Genomic DNA, 18,331 nt, shown 5'->3' on the forward strand with positions numbered 1-18,331 from the left:
TTTTTATATTCCTGCTTATTTTGCAGTTGTAGAACTAGTTGATTGATCTGTTTCATTTGTCGAGCTGTCTGTATTTGATTCTAATATAGGATAAACTTTTTCACCGTCTTTTGAGTAAAAGAATTTGCTTCTGGCAAGTTTAGCTACATACTCATCATCTTTCAGCAATGAAACATCTTGGTGCAGCTGATCAACGTCTGCGTTGACTTCTTTCATTTCAGTATTTGCTTCGACTCTCAATTCGTTCAATTGATGCATCCTTTGCATGTCATGGAAAATCTGCACACCTATTATCGCGAAAATGACCAAAGCACCAACAAAAATTGCAGCCAGTCTGCGTCTTCGAAAAATCAGTTGACGTTGTTGTTGCTGAAATTCAGCATACTTTTTCTTTGCATATTCCGTATCTAGCGCAGCGATTTTATTGCTTTTTTTCGTCACTTGGATTCGCTCCAATCTTTTTGATTGTCTTTTTCATTATACCAATATCGTGAAAGCTTGTCTAATCTATTTCTCTAGTGTTTCTGTGCGATTTTCAGAAATAATTTCGTACATTTTTTGTGCATCTTCTTTTTTAGTTGATTCATGTAATTCCGTGATTTTCACTTCCAACGTTTTGTTGCCGAACTGGACTTTCAAAATATCGCCTACTTTGACATCACTGGAAGATTTCGCCAATTTACCGTTGATTTGAATTCTTCCTTTATCAGCTACTTCTTTTGCTACTGATCGTCTTTTGATGATTCGGGAAATTTTTAAAAATTTATCTAATCGCATATCTTATTCCTCACTTTTTAATTTTTTTATTTAATCGCAGGATTTTCTTACCAAAGGGCAACATTAGCCATTCTCGTACTGTAAACAGACGAAGACGGATCACTGTATAAATGAACACAGAAGCCCCGATCCCAACTCCTATCACGCTGACAAAAAAAGCAGTGGAACGATGAGTTACAGGACCAAACACTATATTCAATACACCATAATACAGCAGCAGTACTACTGCCATACAAAGAAGGCTGATCATCAACTTCCGTCCAAAATGCCGTTCTTTCCAAAAAGCATTTAGCTCTTTTGTTTCGATTCGAACAAAATACCAAAGCGTCACACCTAATCCTAAAAGGGTAGACAGGCTTGCACCTGCTGTTCCTAATAAACCGGTCAGAAAAGAAGTAGTCAATCCTTTTACCAATAGTCCCCATCCTGCGCCTTTTAAAGAAGGGCGAAACGAGTTCTTGCTTTGAGCAATACTTTGATAAGCTTGGATGACTGCAGTGAAAGCAATGGAAAAAACAAACAATACAAGCGCTGCATTTCCCGCATAATCTTTAAACAACGCATAATTGATATAAGGGAGCAGCAAGGCTAATCCCAAAGACGCAGCTAATGCTAAAGCGGTCGTCAATCTAAGATAGATTTTGGCTGTCTGTAAAAACTGACGATAGATCCGGTTGGTCAAATGACGAGTCAACGCAGGCAGGAATGTCGCACTTAATGCAGTGGCAATCACTAAACCTAATTGTACTAAAGGCTGACCTCGATCATAGACCCCTTTTGCTATCTTCGCACCGTATTCTGACAGTCCGTAAACTTCCAAAGCATTTTTTACAAAGAAAGAGTCGATCAGCTGGAAAAAGATAAGCAATCCACTATAAATCGAAACCAGTCCGCCTTCTACCAGAAAACGCCGGATCAAGGGCTTTGACGGCTGTTTGAACAATGGAAACCGTCGGAAGCTTAACGCTCCTCCATGAATCTTTTGTTCATAGTAGTGAAGGATCCCATATGCGCATAAACCGCCAAAAACAGCTCCACTCATTGCTGCCGTCCCTGTTTGGTACACCGTCCATCCAAGCTTTCTAAAAGCAAACGCACTACAGACAATCACAAAAACACGAACGAACTGCTCAACTACTTGAGAAACAGCAGTTGGTTCCATCAAGAATCTTCCTTGGAAATTCCCTCGATAAAAAGATAGACCAGGCATCAGCAAAAAGGTAAAGGAAACTACTTGGATCAGCGGTTTCAATTGTATGTCTCCCATCATCCAAGCAATCCAGCTGCTAAATGAAAAGACAAACAACCACAAAAAGACACCTGTCCAAAATACTAAGGGATAAAGATTTTGCAAAGCTTGCTTTCGCTCGAAAGGATTCTTTCTTTCTGCAACGTACTTTGATATGAACTGCGGAAGACCGGATAAAGCTAAAGTCATTGCTATCCCATAAATTGGATAAACTTGCTGATAAACATAAAAACCTTCGTCGCCGACTAAGTTTTGGAGGGGAATTCGGTAAAGGGCACTTAATACTTTTGCTATGAAAGAAGCAATCGTCAAGACAAATGCTCCTTGCATGACGCGCCGCATTTCTTTATGATCCAAATCATTGCTCCTTCCTACGCTGACAGATATTTTTGCTCACGCAACGCTTTGACAAACTTTTGGATTTCCTGAAGCCATACTGCTTCTTCCATTTGGCTGGGGATCGTCAAGCGTATCACCATCTGTTCTTTTTCAACGCCTAGACTGGCTTTTAGTTTTGTCGCTGTCAGTGCTTCGAATAACTGTTCCACACTATAGCGTTTTGTTCCAACTTTACTTAGAGTAAAGACTATATGCGCCTCCTGTTTCCTTATCGTTTCTAGGAGCGCTCGATCGCCATCCATTTTGATCTGCCCAATTGTCAAGAGATGTGCTACTTCTTCTGGGTATTCTCCAAAACGGTCGAGCAGATCATCTTCTAGTTCATCTAGCATTTCTTGCGAATCAAGTTCACGAATTCGTTTATAGATCTCGATTTTCTGCCGTTGATCTGCCACGTATGTTTCAGGTAGATACGCATCGACACCGAGGTCGATCTCAACAGTGGTCTTCTCCACTTGACTATTCTTTCCTTGTTTACGAGAAACAGCTTCGCTTAGCATTTGAGAATACATATCGAAACCGACTGCGTCAATAAATCCATGCTGCTGAGCACCTAAGAGATTACCTGCACCGCGAATGGAAAGATCCCGCATCGCAATCTTGAATCCAGATCCCAATTCTGTAAAATCTTTGATTGCCTGAAGACGTTTTTCACTGACTTCGTTAAGGATCTTCTGCTGCTCATACATAAAGTAAGCATATGCGACACGGCTGCTTCTTCCTACCCGCCCTCGCAATTGGTATAACGTGGATAATCCCATATAATCAGCGTTCTCAACGAACAACGTATTTGCGTTCGGGATATCTACTCCTGTTTCAATGATGGTTGTAGTGACAAGAACATCATACTGACCTTCAATAAATTCAAAAAGCGTATTTTCTAATTGCGCCTCTGTCATTTGCCCATGAGCATAACCGATCCGTGCTTCCGGAACGAGTTCTTGGATTTCTTCTACTTTTTGTTCGATCGTTTCTACCCGATTATATAAATAGAATACTTGTCCACCTCGTCCCATTTCTCGATGGATTGCTTCGCGAATAGCCCCAGGATTTTTTTCCATAACATATGTTTGGATCGGATAACGATTCGCAGGCGGTGTTTCGATTACTGAAAGATCCCGCACGCCTAACATCGACATATGCAAAGTTCTCGGAATCGGTGTTGCAGTCAGAGTCAAAACATCCACTTGTGCACGTAACTGTTTCAATCGTTCCTTATGTTTTACACCAAAACGTTGTTCTTCGTCAATGATCAATAGACCCAAATCGCTAAATTCAATATCTTTTGACAAGATTCGATGGGTTCCTACAACAATATCAACTTGACCTGTACGCAGTTGTTCGATGGTTTCTTTTTGTTGCTTTCTTGTTCTGAAACGACTTAATAGCCCGATATTTACGGGGAAACCTTCAAATCTTTCCAGCATCGTTTCATAGTGCTGCTGTGCCAAGATCGTTGTTGGAACTAAAAAGGCTACTTGTTTGCTTTCCTTTATCGCTTTAAAGGCCGCTCGAAGCGCTACTTCTGTTTTCCCATAACCAACATCACCTACGAGTAGCCGATCCATTGGCTTTTCTTTTTCCATATCCCGTTTGATCTCCGCTGCACTTCTCAACTGGTCATCAGTTTCAGAGTAGGGGAAGGCATTTTCGAATTCTTTTTGGTAGGCGTCATCAGGTCCAAAAGCATATCCTTTTTCTGACTCTCTTGCGGCATATAATTTGATTAGATCGTCAGCGATATCCTCGATTTTTGAAGAGACTTTTCGCTTGGTTTTCGTCCATTCACTTCCGCCTAGCTTATTGATGCGAGGCGCTTTGGCTTCAGAGGCGACATATTTTTGGATCAGGTTCAGTTGAGTAACAGGAATAAACAGTTTATCGTCGTTTTGGTACAAAATAGTCATATAGTCTTGGTGAACGCCATCTACTTCTAGCGTTTCCATCCCGATGTATTTCCCGATACCATGATTGGCATGGACAACGTAATCTCCTGCTTTTAATTCATTATAGCTTTTCAATCGCTCTGCGTTTGTTACTGTTTGACGTCTCGTTTGTTTTTTTGTTGTTTTTTGAAAAATTTCTTTTTCTGTGATAGCTACTATTTTTTCTTGAGGAAGTTCAAAACCAGCTTGCAAAGCTCCTTCAACTAATTGCACTTGTCCTCTGATCAATGCATTTTTTTCTGTTTCTACTACTAATATGTCTTCATCTCGAAGCATTTGTTCTGCTTTGCGTATCCTGTCCTTTGTCGGAATAAAAATCACAACAGTTTGCTTTTGCTTGCGCCAACGGTCCATTTCTGTTTTCAGCAATGGCATTTGTCCGAAGAACTGTTGCATCGTCCGATATTGAAAATTATGGATTGCTTGGAAGCGAAGATTTCCCATTCCTTTTTGAAAGAGCGAGAAAAAGGTTGTGGTGAACTTTTCCTTCTGCACGATTTTTTGTATATCTGCTGAAAATGTCTGCTCAGAAAACACCCGCAATTCGCTGATTTTTTGAGTCTGCCATTCTGCCGCTTCCCTTTCGATTTCCCGATTTGTTTCCATGATTCGCTGATAATCATCAACGACTAGTAAACTATTTGAAGGGAAATAATCCAAGATCGTCACAGATTCTTGGTAAAGAAGATCTGAGTAGAATTTTGCTTCTTCTGTCGGGACACCTGCTTGCCAGCTTGAAGTCAGCTGACCGAAGTAATCTTGCAAAAACTCGCGGTCTGCTTCTTCTGTGGTCGCAGCAAGCCGTTTTTCTAGCATTTTTTGCATTTGCTCTATTCCATGTTCTAGATCCTCTGGTCCGTAGACTTGTTCACTCGTTGGGGAAACCCAGATTTCTTCCGTTTTTTCGATTGAGCGTTGTGTTTCTGCTTCAAAATACCGCATAGAATCTATCTCTACATCAAATAGTTCTACACGAACAGGATAGGTTGTCGTTAACGGGTAAATATCGATAATGCTTCCTCGAATACTGAATTCTCCCGGTTTTGCGACCATCTCTTCTCGTACATAGCCCATCAAAGTCAATTGGCGAGGAAGATTTTCCACGTCTATCTCATCACCAATATGCCAATTCAATTGCGCCTGTAGCCAAGTTTTCTTATTCGGCAGTCGTTTGTGCAAAGATGCGACTGGCAACAAATAGATACCTGCTTTTTTTTCTTGAAGTGCGTTAAGCGTTGCGACTCTCTCGCCTCGCGCTTCTGGAGAAGAAAAGGCCATTTCAGCAGAAAGCACTTCATCCACTGGAAATAAATGGATCTGATCTTGCGGAATCACATGTTGCAGATCTTCTGCTAACTGATTCGCATAATACAAATTTGGCATCAGAATAATCATGTTTTTATTTGTTTTCTTAAACGCTCGAGCAAATAGAAGTGTTTTCGCTGAGCCCGCTAATCCTGTGATTAGTTGTCTAGGCATTTTTTCTTCTAAATTGCTGACCCATTCTTTTACTTGCGGATCTTTTCCGACTAATTGAATAATATCCATTCCTTTTCCTCCTTCCTCAATTGAATCGATTCATCGCATCCACGAACGAATGCCCTTCTATGAGATATTCGACTGCTTTAACAGATTGACACATGCTTTCTTCTATCAAAGGCTGATTTTCTTTGCTGAAAGGACTAAGCACATGCTGGACTACTGTTTTTTTCCCTTCTGGCCTGCCGATTCCCACCTTGATTCGATCAAAGACATTCGTATTCAAATGGGAAATAATACTTTTGATACCGTTATGCCCGCCGGCACTTCCCTTTTGACGGAGCCGGATTTTTCCCACTGCCAGATCCAAATCATCGTAGATTACGACTAATTCCTCTGGATAAATCCCAAAATAAGTCATTAGTGGGCCGACTGCACGACCAGATTCATTCATGAATGTTTGTGGTTTGACTAAAAGGATCTTTTCTCCATTATGAAAAAATTCGGCAACTTCTGCTTCGAACGGATTTTTTTTGAAAGTAGCTTGATGCTCGCGTGCAATTTTATCCACGACCATAAAGCCGATATTGTGTTTTGTATATTGGTATTTGGTACCTGGGTTTCCTAACCCGACGATCATTTTCATTTTTGTTTTCCACCTAATTCTAAAAAGCAGCACAAAAGGCTGGACTGCTAATTAGCGGTCCAGTCCATCGAGCTTTTTTCTTTTTTATACTTGTCAATGCATAGTATAACACAAAACAAGGCGTTTCGGCTAAAAGAGAATCGTTAATAAATGATAAAGAAATTAAAAATTTCTTCAAAGTTTAATGAAATAATTGATATATAAAAATAGTGAAATAACGCACATGTAAGCTTTTACATATAATACAACCTTGTTATCTGTTATATTTTATAGCCAAATAGCGTGACATGGGGCTTGAGAAATGTTAGCATAAGCATGGGAAAAAACAAATCAATGGAAGGATTGATACTAAATGACTGCAGCTGCAGAAAAAAAAGATCATCAAAAAGTTATTCTTGTTGGAGACGGCGCCGTAGGTTCTAGCTATGCCTTTGCTCTAGTTACTCAAAATATCGCTCAAGAAGTAGGTATCGTGGATATCAATACTGCTAAAACTGAAGGAGACGCAATTGACTTGTCTCACGCTTTGGCATTTACTTCACCTAAAAAAATCTATTCTGCTACTTACGCAGACGCACATGATGCTGACTTAGTTGTTATTACAGCTGGCGCACCACAAAAACCAGGTGAAACTCGTTTAGACTTAGTAAACAAAAACCTAAAAATCAACCGCGATGTTGTCACACAAATCGTTGAATCAGGATTTAACGGTATCTTTTTAGTTGCCGCTAACCCAGTAGATATTTTGACTTACTCAACTTGGAAATTCTCAGGTTTCCCTAAAGAACGCGTAATCGGTTCAGGTACCTCTCTTGACTCAGCTCGTTTCCGTCAAGCACTTGCGGAATTAGTTGACGTTGATGCACGTAACGTCCATGCTTACATCTTAGGTGAACACGGAGATTCAGAATTCCCAGTTTGGTCACATGCAAATGTTGCCGGCTTGCAAATCTATGAATGGGTAAAAAACAACCCAGAAATCGATGAAGAAGCTATGGTTAACCTATTCTTTGGCGTACGTGACGCTGCTTACACAATTATCGAGAAAAAAGGCGCTACTTTCTATGGTATCGCAGTAGCATTAGCACGTATCACTCGTGCCATCTTAGATGATGAAAATGCTGTTCTTCCTTTATCAGTATTCATGAATGGCGAATATGGATTGAACGACATCTACATTGGTGCACCTGCTGTTATCAACCGTCAAGGTATCCAAAAAGTAATCGAAATTCCTTTAAGTGACAGCGAGCAAGACCGTATGGCTGCTTCTGCTAAGCAATTAAAAGAAATTCTAGATGAAGCTTTTGCTAAACTAGACGCTGAATAATCTTTGAACATGACGGAAAACATCTATTCGGTGTTTTCCGTTTTTTTATTTTATCACCCTTATGGTTTCTAAATTTTTTCATAAAGTAGAGATAACCTTCGTCTTTTCCTCTAAATTATGCTATCATGAGACCGTTCCACCCTAAACTTTTACTTAAGGAGTTGTCGATATGACAAGATCTTCGCATCGAAAAAAATCGAAACATGTTGCTTTGCTTTCAGCTCTTGGTGTTCTCTTAGTGCTGATCAGCTTTTATACCTATCGCAGTACATACTACACAAAGCATTTTTTGCCGAATACAGAAATAAATGGAATAAATGTCAGCAATCTAACAGTCGAAAAAGCAAATGAAAAATTAAAAGAAGCTTATTCTGATAAAAAACTGGCTATTAAAGAAGATGGAAAAGTCTGGCAGGAAGTACCAAAATCCGAGCTCGGCTACAAAGATGATTTCACTTCGGAGCTTTCTCCGATCCTAAATGAACAAAACGGATGGACTTGGGGAATGACTTATGTCTCAGCGGCAGAAAAACAAGAAATAGATCCTGTCAGTCAAAACCACCAAAAACTAGACACTACCGTTCAGACATTGACAACTAAGCTGACTGATTTGAACAAAGACCGGACACCTACTACTGATGCAACGATCGAAAAAGCAGGTGACTCTTTCGTTATCAAGCCTGAAGTCAATGGAAATACGATCGACGTCGATGCTGCGGTCAAACAATTAAAAAGTGCGGTAAACTCTGGTAAAGATACAATTGAATTGACTGAATTCAAAGAAAAACCAAAAGTAACATCTGAAGACAGCTCACTGAAAGAACAACTCGCATCCATGAATGCTATCGCAAATGTAAAAGCTACTTACAGTATAAACGGTGAGACTTTCCAGATCCCATCAAGTGATATTATGAGTTGGCTGACCTACAATGATGGAAAAGTCGATTTAGATACAGAACAAGTACGTCAATATGTAACAGATTTAGGCACAAAGTATAACACAAGTACGAATGACACAAAATTTAAAAGTACAAAAAGAGGAGAAGTTACGGTCCCAGTTGGCACTTACAGTTGGACGATCCAAACAGACAGTGAGACAGAAGCATTGAAAAAAGCGATTCTGGCAGGCCAAGATTTTACTCGTTCACCCATTGTGCAAGGTGGCACAACCGCTGATCATCCATTGATCGAAGATACGTATATCGAAGTTGATCTGGAGAACCAGCATATGTGGTATTACAAAGACGGAAAAGTGGCCCTTGAAACAGATATCGTTTCCGGAAAGCCAACTACACCTACACCTGCTGGAGTCTTCTATGTTTGGAATAAAGAAGAAGATGCAACTTTAAAAGGAACAAATGACGATGGAACACCTTACGAGAGTCCGGTAAACTACTGGATGCCGATTGACTGGACAGGTGTTGGTATCCACGATTCAGACTGGCAACCTGAATACGGTGGAGACTTATGGAAAACCCGCGGTTCACACGGCTGCATCAACACCCCACCAAGTGTAATGAAGGAATTATTCGGGATGGTCGAAAAAGGAACGCCTGTATTGGTCTTCTAACAAAAATAATATATAAAAAGAAAGCACCCGTACGATTGGTACAGGTGCTTTCTTTTTATTATCTAACCATGTGCTACTTACATTTCAGCAGCAGTAAAGACTTCTGAAACATCATCATCGTCTTCTAGCTTATCTACTAGACGTTCCAATTGCTCTTTTTGTTCCTCATTTAAATCAATCGTCGTTTGTGGAATCATCGTCAATTCTGCTTGCGCCAAAGTGAACTCTTTTTCCAACTCATCTCGTACAGCAGCAAAATCTTCTGGTGCAGTATAAATCTCGAATACTTCAGGAGAAGTTTGCAGATCTTCTGCCCCCGCCTCTAATACATCCTCAAACATCGTCTCTTCATCAACAGTCAACCCATCGCGTTCAATAGCGATATATCCTTTGCGGTCAAACAAGTAACTGACTGAACCCGTTTCTCCCAGTGATCCACCGTTTCGTGTAAAAGCTACTCGGACATTTGTCGCTGTCCGATTACGGTTATCTGTCAATGCATGGACTAAGATTCCTACTCCACCCGGACCATATCCTTCATACGTGATTTCATCGTAATTCGTTTCATCTACGGCGCTCGTAGCCTTTTTAATCGCCCGTTCCACATTGTCGTTAGGCATATTTGCAGCTTTTGCTTTGTCCACAACAAGCCGCAAAGCTGGATTCATAGATGGATCAGGACCGCCTGCTTTAGCTGCCATATAAATTTCACGAGAAAGTTTCTGAAAGACTTTCCCTCGTTTTGCATCTTGGGCATTTTTTCTTCCTTGGATATTATGCCATTTACTATGTCCTGACATGATTTTTCCTCCCTTGTTCTTTTGAGAATACACTTCTATTCTAGTACTATTTCACAAAAAAACAAAGCCACAGCCAATCTATAAACGCTTCTTGAATGCCGCAAAAAGCACACATAATATCACAGCAGTCAGAGCACCGATCGAATCCAACATGACATCTTGGAACATAGGTGTTCGTCCACCGGTCATCATCTGATGGAATTCGTCCAAACCTGCGTACCCTGTTGCTGAAAGCCAAGCAAGGATCGCTGTCAGCCACCAAATTTTTAGTTTGGGGAAAACACCTAAAAACAAGCTGCCTCCCAAAATAAAATAGGTACCGAAATGTGCGCCCTTCCTTAAAAAGAACTCTAAAAATTTGGCGTAGCCCAGATGGTCGATACTCACCATACTTCCACCATAATTAAAACGTATACCCGCTAATGTGTCTTTAAATGGCTGATTAGGCAGCCAGCTTTCTAATCGCGAAACTTGTGATTGCTGTCCGTAAGTTTGAGAAGAACTGTAAAATAAGATTATAACGACTATCAGTGCGATTACTAAATAAATATTTCCGTTTTTCATTTGTTTTTTTGAAGAATTCATAAGTCACCTCTGTATTTTATCTTAGACTTTTTTTGAAGAAACAACAATCATTTTCATAGAGACTTCTTCCATAAAAAAGTGCTATACTTAATTTTGTATTACAATATGAAGGGAGTTTTTTCATGAGTTATTCATTAAATTGGAATCTAGATTCTATTTTTTCCGGAGGCAGTCATTCTGATGCTTTGAACCAACGGATGAAGCAATTGGAAGACCAAATGAACGAGTATTATCACCGCGTAACAAAATGGTCACCTAGTTCTGACAATGCAGAGCAGTTAAACGCTATTCTTCAATTGCAAGAAACGATTACGAATGGCTTTACCCAATGCAGCAGCTATATTACTGCATTGCTTTCTGCCAATGTCAATGATTCAGATGCAAAGGTCTTATCGGGCAAGCTTTACGCAATGCTGCCTCGTCTGCAATCAGCCGAAACTGTATTGTCAAAGAAATTTGCAGAAATATCTGACAATGATTGGAATCAGATGCTTTCTCAATCTTCGTTTGAAACAATTGCTTTTCGTTTAAACGAGATTCGTCGTGATGGCTCACAATTATTATCAGAAGCTGAAGAAAACATTATAAATACGCTTTCTTTAGATGGTCTAAATGCTTGGAGCAGTCATTATGATACGATTGTAGCCAGCATTTCGATTCCCTTCGAACAAGATGGACAAGTAGTCGAATTATCTGCTGGACAAGCCTTCAATAAGATGATGGGCGATCCAGATCCAAAAGTCAGAGAAACACTTTTCGCAGCATGGGAAGAAGCCTGGAAAGAAAAGGCACCCCTCTTCACGGATACTTTGAATCATTTAGATGGTTTTAGACTTTCTGACTATGAACTTCATGGTGTCACAGATTTTCTACAAAAACCATTAGAGTACAATCGGTTGAAGAAAGAAACATTGTCTGTCATGTGGGATACAATCCAGAAAAACAAACAGCCCCTTGTTGATTACTTGACTAGAAAAGCTAATCTTTTCGGTAAAGAAAAAATGGAATGGCAAGATCAAGATGCACCTATTATTTTAGGCGATTTGAAAGAAAAAACCTTTAGTTTTGACGAAGCAGCAGCATTTATTATCGAAAACTTTAACAAATTCAGTCCAAAAATGGCTAAATTTGCCCAATCTGCTTTTGAAAAGAGCTGGATCGAAGCAGAAGATCGTCCTGGGAAACGTCCTGGTGGTTATTGTACTGAGTTACCAGAAACAAAAGAATCAAGGATCTTTATGACCTACAGTAATTCTGTTAATGAGGTTGCGACACTTGCTCATGAACTAGGACATGCTTTCCATAGCAGCACGATGTGGGATTTACCTTCTTTAAATCGCGAATATGCCATGAATGTCGCAGAAACAGCAAGTACATTCGCAGAACTGATCGTAGCCGATGCTACATTAAAAGTCGCAAAAACAAAAGAAGAAAAAATCAATTTGCTAGATACAAAACTGCAAAATGCTTTAGCTATGTTCATGAATATCCATTCCCGATTCATTTTTGAAAATCGATTCTATGAAGCACGGCAAGAAGGATTAGTCTCAGAAGATAAGATCACAGAGATGATGGTTGAGGCGCAAAAAGAAGGCTATCAAGGAGCTTTAGCTACTTACCATCCATATTTCTGGGCTGCAAAATTGCATTTCTTTATTGATGACGTACCGTTTTATAACTTCCCATACACATTTGGCTACCTCTTTAGTTTGGGCATCTATGCTTACGCCAACCAAAAGGGAGCAAATTTTGAAGAAGAATATATCCATTTACTACGCGATACTGCCTCAATGACGACGGAAGATCTTGCGAAGAAACATTTGAATGTCGATCTTACCCAACCAGATTTTTGGCAAGCAGGTATCGACATGGTGACTGAAGATATCCAAACGTTCATGGAATTGACAGAAGAATTTATCTGATTTCTATTTTATCACAATAAAAAAAGAGTTAGTCCAGAATGGGCTAACTCTTTTTGATTAATCATTCTTACATGCTGACAGCAAAGTCAGGTGCAAACCATTGAACTGAACCAACTTTTACGCTTTCGCCTGGTTGAGGAGCATGGATATATTGTCCTCCGCCTAAAGCAATCGCTACGTGGTAAGTTCCGCCTTGTGATCCCCAGAATAACAAGTCTCCAGCTTTTGCTTGAGAAACTGAAATTTTTGTTCCAGCTGATTCTTGAGGAACTGTCCAACCACCGATGTCACGACCAGTTACTTGCATGTAAACATAGCGTGTGAACCCTGAGCAGTCAAAGCCACTTGGATCTTTACCGCCCCAAACATATGGAGTACCAATATATTTGTAAGCTTCTGCTACGATTGCTGCACCATTCACACTTCCAGAAGGAGCTGGAGCAGGTGTTACAGGTTTTGGTTGTTCAGGTGTTGGCGTTGGAGCCGGAGTACTACTTCCTGTGCCGTTTCCTGTATCAACACTTTGATCTGTTGATGGTGTTGTAGGCGCAGGTGTTGTTGATTCTTCTGTTGAAGATTCAGGTACAGTTGTTGATTCTTCTGTTGTTGAAGATTCAGGCACTGTTGTTGATTCTTCTGTTGTTGAAGATTCAGGCGCTGTTGTTGATTCTTCTGTTGCTGAAGATTCAGGCGCTGTTGATTCTTCTGTTGAAGATTCAGGTGTTGTTGATTCTTCTGTTGCTGAAGATTGTGTAGCTGATGATGATTCTTCAGTCATTGAAGATTGTGTAGCTGATGATTCTTCTGTTGCTGAGCTTTGTGCAGTAGATGAAGCTTGAGTAGCTTGTGCTTCAGCCTCTGCTTGTTCGCGTGCTTCTTTTTCAGCTTTTTCTTGTGCAGCTTGTTGACGAGCTTGTTCTGCTAGACGTTGTTGTTCACGAATACGAGCTTGCTCTGCTTCAGCTTCTGCTTTTTGACGGTTCAAGTCAGCTTTCTTGTCTTCAGCAGTTGCTTGTTCAGCAGCTAATGAAGTTTTCAGTACGTTCAAATCAGCTTGTTTAGATAAAAGATCGCCTTTTTGAGATTCCAAAGCAGCTTGGTTTTCAGCTAATTCTTTTAGTTTAGCATCGTTTTCAGCTTTTTTGTCTTCTACAGCTTTTTTATCTTGTTTTTGTTGTTCCATCAAGTCGTTGTTTGCTTTTACCATCGTTGTCATTGCTTGAACGCGTCCAATAGCATCTGCTAATGAATCAGCATTCAATACAGCATCGATGTAGTTTGAGCTTGTGTTGCTTACTTGTGCTTCGCGTGCTTGTTTTTGGATTGTATCTTCACGTTTTTCAATACGTTCTTGTAAATCTGCAATGTCTTTTACTAATTGTGCAGATTCTTGACGCAATGTATCTTGTTTTGCTAATAGGTCTTGTGCTTGTGTGTTGATTTCAGAAACTTGGCTTTCTAAGGCATCGATTTGTGATTGTGCATCTGCTTGTTGATTTTTCAAGTCTGCAATCTTTTGATCTTGCTGTTGTATCTGAGAATCAAAATCGTCCGCCGCGGCAGCGATCGGTGATGCTACGGCAGTCAAGGTCATTGAACATACCATTACTGCTGATATTAAACTCTTTTTCACTCTTCATTCCTCCGACTGGCTTAATTTAATAAATATCTAAATATATTTAAGTCTTTCTTAACGATATAAAAATTGTACCATAGCAGTGTGTCAACGATATAATAGTTATGTTACAAAAATGTTTCAAAACAACTTTTAAAAATGACAAAACTGTTCGTTTCAGAAAATGATTATGAAAAAGCTGCGTTAAGTCTAGCATTTCTTAAGATAACAACGATTCTTTTTCGCTTTCGACCTAAAAATAAAAAAAGAAATTATTCATCACTGAATAATTTCTTAAATGGAAAAATGAATAATACAAATATAATCATGTTCAACAGCAGTGTAGGTCCTAAAAACCTTGTAATAAAATACGTGTTATTTACTACTGCTAATTTAAAAATCAACTGGACCACCATCGTAAACAATTCATAACCCGTGACAAAGATGATCATACTGAAAAATTCAGTAAAGATGTTGACATGGATAACGTCTTTCATTACATACATCAACCATACAATTAAAGGGAGAGCTACTGCATAGATACCGATAACGCCAATATAGTAAGCGTCATAGATAGCCCCGAGAACAATCGTGGTAATCAGTAAATAACGTTTTTCAAACGCCATACTGCAACATAATAATGCCAATATCAGAAAGTGGGCATTTGACATATAGGTGCCTTTCGACCACTCCCCTAGCATTCTTGTTAAATGACCATCTATCAACATCAAAAAGAACAAAACGATTGGCAGATAGTACTTCATTGTTTCTTTCTTCAACATGGACTAATCCTCCGCTAGCCGTTGGACAATCGTCACAACTGACACGTCATACATTTCTGCATAAGGTTTCACATAAACTTCCCGATCCAGCCCATAACTATCTGGTTTCGTTTTAATAACCGTACCGATCGGCAAGTTAGCTGGAGAATTCCCTCCAAGACCGGATGTCTGGACAACATCCCCTTCTTTGATATCCGTATCACCAGTTAATTGGGTCACCACTAAGGCATGGAGCTTTTCATCATAGTTTTTAAGCAAACCAAACGCTTCGCCATTAGCCGAAGATACCCGTACTGGAAAATGATTGGAGCTTTCATTAGAGGATGACAGTAATTCGATTTTAGACGAAGCCGTATTGACCTCGATCACTCGGCCAATCAATCCTTTTTGCGACATGACTGCCATATTTGCTTCGATACCGTCTTTAGAACCCTTGTCTACGATCAGCATGTCCTGCCAACTGTCAGGCGAACGAGTAATGACATTTGCCGTTACTTTTTCGTAACTAGTCAGCGTCTGATTCAACTCAAGTTCTTTTTTCAACGATTCGATTTCTCTCTCGTAATTCTTGTTTTGCTGTGAAATGTCATCATAGCTATCGATTTTTTCTTTTAGCCGCTCATTTTCGGCATAAGTTGAAAAAAGATTATGGACAGAATCTACTCCATTTCGTACCCACCGTACTGGGGCAGAGATTGTTTTATCAACCATTGCAACACTGTCATTAACGATGGATTGGAAGAAATTGGGCTTTCCTTCATTCGCTCGCTGCGCAGCGGTCACACTTAGTATCGTCACCACGATGATAACAATAACCAAGGTAATAATAATATTTTTATTAGGATTGAACTTCTTCACAAAGACACCTCGAATTAATTAGACTCTTGTGTTCAATTTTATCACTAAATGCCGTGAAACAAAAGGTAAGTTGCTCCTCTTAAGCTTTTTTTTAGCAAATAATAGATTCTGTCATTTTTAGCCTGAAAGACAAATTTTTTTATTTGTTTATGGATCAATCTTTGCTTTGAATAACTGCAATCATACCATCTGAAAAAGAAAATTCTGCGGTATCTGAAAGAAATTCGTTACTTGCATAAGATGTCGGATATTCTACTTCTTTATTTTCCAATACATACTTGCTACCTTTCAATGTAAGAGCCGAGACAGGAGTCAAGCAGCAATAAGCTAAATACTTCATATCTGGTATCTGTCTTACTATATGCTCTCCAGGCAAATAATAAGACAAATAATTTTGACAATCTCTGATAATAAGCTGATGGGCAAAGGGTTTGAAGCGAGGTTCCATACCTAACCAGAGATTGGCTAAAAGATGATCCAATCTTCCGCCCGTAGCTCCAATCAAAGTGACTTCCGCTTGCGGGTAACGTTCAAATGTTTTTAAGATACCTAACTGTGTATCTGTATCGTCTTTTTCTGCAGGGGAACGGGTATACTCTTTGGCTTTTGCAAATACTTCCTTCTGCTCTTCGTTCGACAATGAATCAAAATCACCCACTGCCAGATCTACTGGGTAGCCTGCTTGAAGCAGGTACAGCGCACCACGGTCTATCCCGACATAGGCATCGTATTTGGACAGCAGAGACTGCGGCCAGTTTTGCGGATTACCTCCAGCAGCTAATAAAATTTTCATTTAGTCTAATGCCTCTTTTAATCGTTCGATTTGTCCGACTGGATTTTCGGCTCCATAGATATATGATCCTGCAACGAAGACATCCGCCCCTGCATCTTTACAGATTTTTGCTGTTTCTGGAACGATTCCGCCATCTACTTCGATTGCATAAGTCCAATTGTTCTCTCTACGTAGATCAGCGAGTTCCGTAATTTTTTCTACTGTTTCTTCAATAAAGCTTTGTCCGCCGAACCCAGGATTGACAGTCATGACTAGTACTTGATCAGCCAAAGGCAAAACATGTTTGATCATGGAGACTGGTGTTCCTGGATTGATAACTACTCCAGCTTTAACTCCTAAGCTTTTTGTCATTTGAAGTGCCCGATGAATATGAGGAGTTGCTTCGACGTGGACAGTAATGATATCTGCTCCAGCTTTTGCAAATGCTGGAATGTAGTTTTCTGGATCAACGATCATCAGATGGACGTCTAACGGTAATTTAGTAACAGGACGGATTGCCTGAACAATATTTGGCCCTAATGTGATATTTGGGACAAATTGGCCATCCATGACATCTACGTGGATGTAATCCGCTCCTCCTTTTTCCACTAACTCAATGTCTCTTTGTAAATTGGCAAAATCTGCACTCAAAATGGATGGTGCTATCTTCATTCTTGTTTCCTCCTATTTTCGTTTACCTTCTTTTTTTGCATACATTGGTTTTCTTTTTTCGATTTCTTGTAAGAATTGCAAATAATTGTCGTAACGTGTCTGTGCGATACCACCTGTTTCTACTCTATGTTTTACTTCGCAGCCAGGTTCTTTAGCATGCATGCACTCTCTAAATTTGCAATGGACAGAAGCTTCTACAAATTCAGGAAATTGTCTCGGCAGTTCTCCTGCTTCAATTGTCAAAAAGTCAATCGAGCTAAATCCTGGTGTATCTGCTACTAACCCGCCATAGATAGGAATCAGTTCCACATGACGTGTTGTATGCCGTCCTCTTCCAAGTGCATCAGAAATCTCTCCTGTTGCTAAATTCAGTTCCGGTGATATTTGATTCAGTAGCGTCGATTTTCCTGCTCCAGACTGACCCATAAAGACCGATAGCCGTTCTGGGAAGTAACGGATCAGTTCTGTCGTATCACCCGTATGATTGGGTACAATCACCGGATAGCCTATTTTAGTATAGGTTTGTTTGATCTCTTCGATTTTTTCTGGGTCGTCTGACAAGTCGGTCTTTGTCAAAAAAATAATCGGTTCGATCGACTCGTATTCCAAGGTAACTAGAAAGCGGTCAAGTAGATTATAAGAAAATGCAGGCTCTACGATACTTGTGACAATGATTCCAAGATCAACATTTGTGACTGGTGGGCGAACTAATTGATTTTTTCTCGGCAAGATTTCCAGAAGATAGCCGTCTGTTTGATTTTCACTCTCAAAGATCACCTGATCTCCGACAAGCGGCGTGATTTTCCGATTCCGGAAATTTCCTCTTCCTCTTGTTTGATAGGTCTCTCCGTTTGCGTATACATAGTAAAAACCGCTGATTGCTTTTCTGATTTGTCCTTTGATAAGTGCCACCTCCGTTTTTGTTTATTTTA

General features: G+C 39.9%; 16 protein-coding genes. 3 read left to right on the forward strand and 13 right to left on the reverse strand.

What is annotated here, in order from left to right:
* Positions 1-15: 15 nt before the first annotated feature.
* The 5 genes from IGL15_RS13015 to pth form a co-directional block, all read right to left on the reverse strand.
* Positions 16-441 (reverse strand): FtsB family cell division protein, encoded by a 426-nt coding sequence (locus IGL15_RS13015; protein WP_002287409.1) that lies wholly within the window; start codon positions 439-441, stop codon positions 16-18.
* A 66-nt stretch (positions 442-507) separates the two neighbouring features.
* Positions 508-777, reverse strand: a complete 270-nt coding sequence (locus IGL15_RS13020) for an RNA-binding S4 domain-containing protein (protein WP_002287407.1) — start codon at positions 775-777, stop codon at positions 508-510.
* Between the two features lie 10 nt (positions 778-787).
* On the reverse strand, positions 788-2,383 hold the full coding sequence (locus IGL15_RS13025; RefSeq protein WP_002332263.1) for a putative polysaccharide biosynthesis protein: 1,596 nt from the start codon (positions 2,381-2,383) through the stop codon (positions 788-790).
* 14 nt (positions 2,384-2,397) lie between these two features.
* Positions 2,398-5,919: a transcription-repair coupling factor gene (gene mfd, locus IGL15_RS13030; protein WP_104765424.1), complete on the reverse strand. Its 3,522-nt coding sequence runs from the start codon at positions 5,917-5,919 to the stop codon at positions 2,398-2,400.
* A gap of 16 nt (positions 5,920-5,935) precedes the next feature.
* Positions 5,936-6,496, reverse strand: a complete 561-nt coding sequence (gene pth, locus IGL15_RS13035; protein WP_002287401.1) for an aminoacyl-tRNA hydrolase — start codon at positions 6,494-6,496, stop codon at positions 5,936-5,938.
* A 352-nt stretch (positions 6,497-6,848) separates the two neighbouring features.
* On the opposite strand from pth, the gene IGL15_RS13040 reads away from it, so the two are divergent.
* Together IGL15_RS13040 and IGL15_RS13045 are read left to right on the forward strand one after the other, a co-directional pair.
* Complete coding sequence (locus IGL15_RS13040; RefSeq protein WP_002287399.1) at positions 6,849-7,823, forward strand: L-lactate dehydrogenase; 975 nt, start codon at positions 6,849-6,851, stop codon at positions 7,821-7,823.
* 169 nt (positions 7,824-7,992) lie between these two features.
* Positions 7,993-9,393, forward strand: a complete 1,401-nt coding sequence (locus IGL15_RS13045; RefSeq protein WP_002298179.1) for a L,D-transpeptidase family protein — start codon at positions 7,993-7,995, stop codon at positions 9,391-9,393.
* Between the two features lie 77 nt (positions 9,394-9,470).
* On the opposite strand, the gene IGL15_RS13050 is transcribed toward IGL15_RS13045, so the two are convergent.
* On the reverse strand, positions 9,471-10,193 hold the full coding sequence (locus IGL15_RS13050) for a YebC/PmpR family DNA-binding transcriptional regulator (protein WP_002287391.1): 723 nt from the start codon (positions 10,191-10,193) through the stop codon (positions 9,471-9,473).
* Between the two features lie 78 nt (positions 10,194-10,271).
* Positions 10,272-10,778 carry a VanZ family protein gene (locus IGL15_RS13055; RefSeq protein ID WP_002287389.1) on the reverse strand — a complete coding sequence of 169 codons (507 nt, stop codon included), beginning with the start codon at positions 10,776-10,778 and terminating at the stop codon, positions 10,272-10,274.
* Between the two features lie 122 nt (positions 10,779-10,900).
* Between IGL15_RS13055 and IGL15_RS13060 the strand changes: the two genes are divergently transcribed.
* On the forward strand, positions 10,901-12,700 hold the full coding sequence (locus tag IGL15_RS13060) for a M3 family oligoendopeptidase (RefSeq protein ID WP_002328221.1): 1,800 nt from the start codon (positions 10,901-10,903) through the stop codon (positions 12,698-12,700).
* A gap of 67 nt (positions 12,701-12,767) precedes the next feature.
* Here IGL15_RS13060 and IGL15_RS13065 read toward each other — a convergent pair whose 3' ends face one another.
* From IGL15_RS13065 to rsgA, 6 genes are all read right to left on the reverse strand, one after another.
* Positions 12,768-14,333 (reverse strand): C40 family peptidase, encoded by a 1,566-nt coding sequence (locus tag IGL15_RS13065; protein ID WP_104765425.1) that lies wholly within the window; start codon positions 14,331-14,333, stop codon positions 12,768-12,770.
* Between the two features lie 254 nt (positions 14,334-14,587).
* Positions 14,588-15,097: a rod shape-determining protein MreD gene (gene mreD, locus IGL15_RS13070; RefSeq protein ID WP_002287385.1), complete on the reverse strand. Its 510-nt coding sequence runs from the start codon at positions 15,095-15,097 to the stop codon at positions 14,588-14,590.
* A gap of 3 nt (positions 15,098-15,100) precedes the next feature.
* Complete coding sequence (gene mreC, locus IGL15_RS13075) at positions 15,101-15,955, reverse strand: rod shape-determining protein MreC (protein ID WP_104765426.1); 855 nt, start codon at positions 15,953-15,955, stop codon at positions 15,101-15,103.
* A gap of 154 nt (positions 15,956-16,109) precedes the next feature.
* Positions 16,110-16,748 carry a thiamine diphosphokinase gene (locus IGL15_RS13080; protein WP_104765427.1) on the reverse strand — a complete coding sequence of 213 codons (639 nt, stop codon included), beginning with the start codon at positions 16,746-16,748 and terminating at the stop codon, positions 16,110-16,112.
* Entirely contained in the window at positions 16,749-17,399 is a 651-nt protein-coding gene (rpe, locus tag IGL15_RS13085; RefSeq protein ID WP_002287380.1) for a ribulose-phosphate 3-epimerase, read from the reverse strand.
* 12 nt (positions 17,400-17,411) lie between these two features.
* Complete coding sequence (gene rsgA / locus IGL15_RS13090) at positions 17,412-18,311, reverse strand: ribosome small subunit-dependent GTPase A (protein WP_002287379.1); 900 nt, start codon at positions 18,309-18,311, stop codon at positions 17,412-17,414.
* Positions 18,312-18,331 lie beyond the last annotated feature (20 nt).

Origin of the sequence: Enterococcus sp. DIV0436a, assembly GCF_051711605.1 — a bacterium.
Lineage (GTDB): Bacteria > Bacillota > Bacilli > Lactobacillales > Enterococcaceae > Enterococcus_B > Enterococcus_B faecium.

Coding starts and splice junctions, on each gene's coding strand:
- IGL15_RS13020 (WP_002287407.1), bottom strand. CDS start 777: ATGCGATTAGATAAATTTTTAAAAATTTCCCGAATCATCAAAAGACGA.
- mfd (WP_104765424.1), bottom strand. CDS start 5,919: ATGGATATTATTCAATTAGTCGGAAAAGATCCGCAAGTAAAAGAATGG.
- pth (WP_002287401.1), bottom strand. CDS start 6,496: ATGAAAATGATCGTCGGGTTAGGAAACCCAGGTACCAAATACCAATAT.
- IGL15_RS13040 (WP_002287399.1), top strand. CDS start 6,849: ATGACTGCAGCTGCAGAAAAAAAAGATCATCAAAAAGTTATTCTTGTT.
- IGL15_RS13045 (WP_002298179.1), top strand. CDS start 7,993: ATGACAAGATCTTCGCATCGAAAAAAATCGAAACATGTTGCTTTGCTT.
- IGL15_RS13050 (WP_002287391.1), bottom strand. CDS start 10,193: ATGTCAGGACATAGTAAATGGCATAATATCCAAGGAAGAAAAAATGCC.
- IGL15_RS13055 (WP_002287389.1), bottom strand. CDS start 10,778: ATGAATTCTTCAAAAAAACAAATGAAAAACGGAAATATTTATTTAGTA.
- IGL15_RS13060 (WP_002328221.1), top strand. CDS start 10,901: ATGAGTTATTCATTAAATTGGAATCTAGATTCTATTTTTTCCGGAGGC.
- mreD (WP_002287385.1), bottom strand. CDS start 15,097: ATGTTGAAGAAAGAAACAATGAAGTACTATCTGCCAATCGTTTTGTTC.
- IGL15_RS13080 (WP_104765427.1), bottom strand. CDS start 16,748: ATGAAAATTTTATTAGCTGCTGGAGGTAATCCGCAAAACTGGCCGCAG.
- rpe (WP_002287380.1), bottom strand. CDS start 17,399: ATGAAGATAGCACCATCCATTTTGAGTGCAGATTTTGCCAATTTACAA.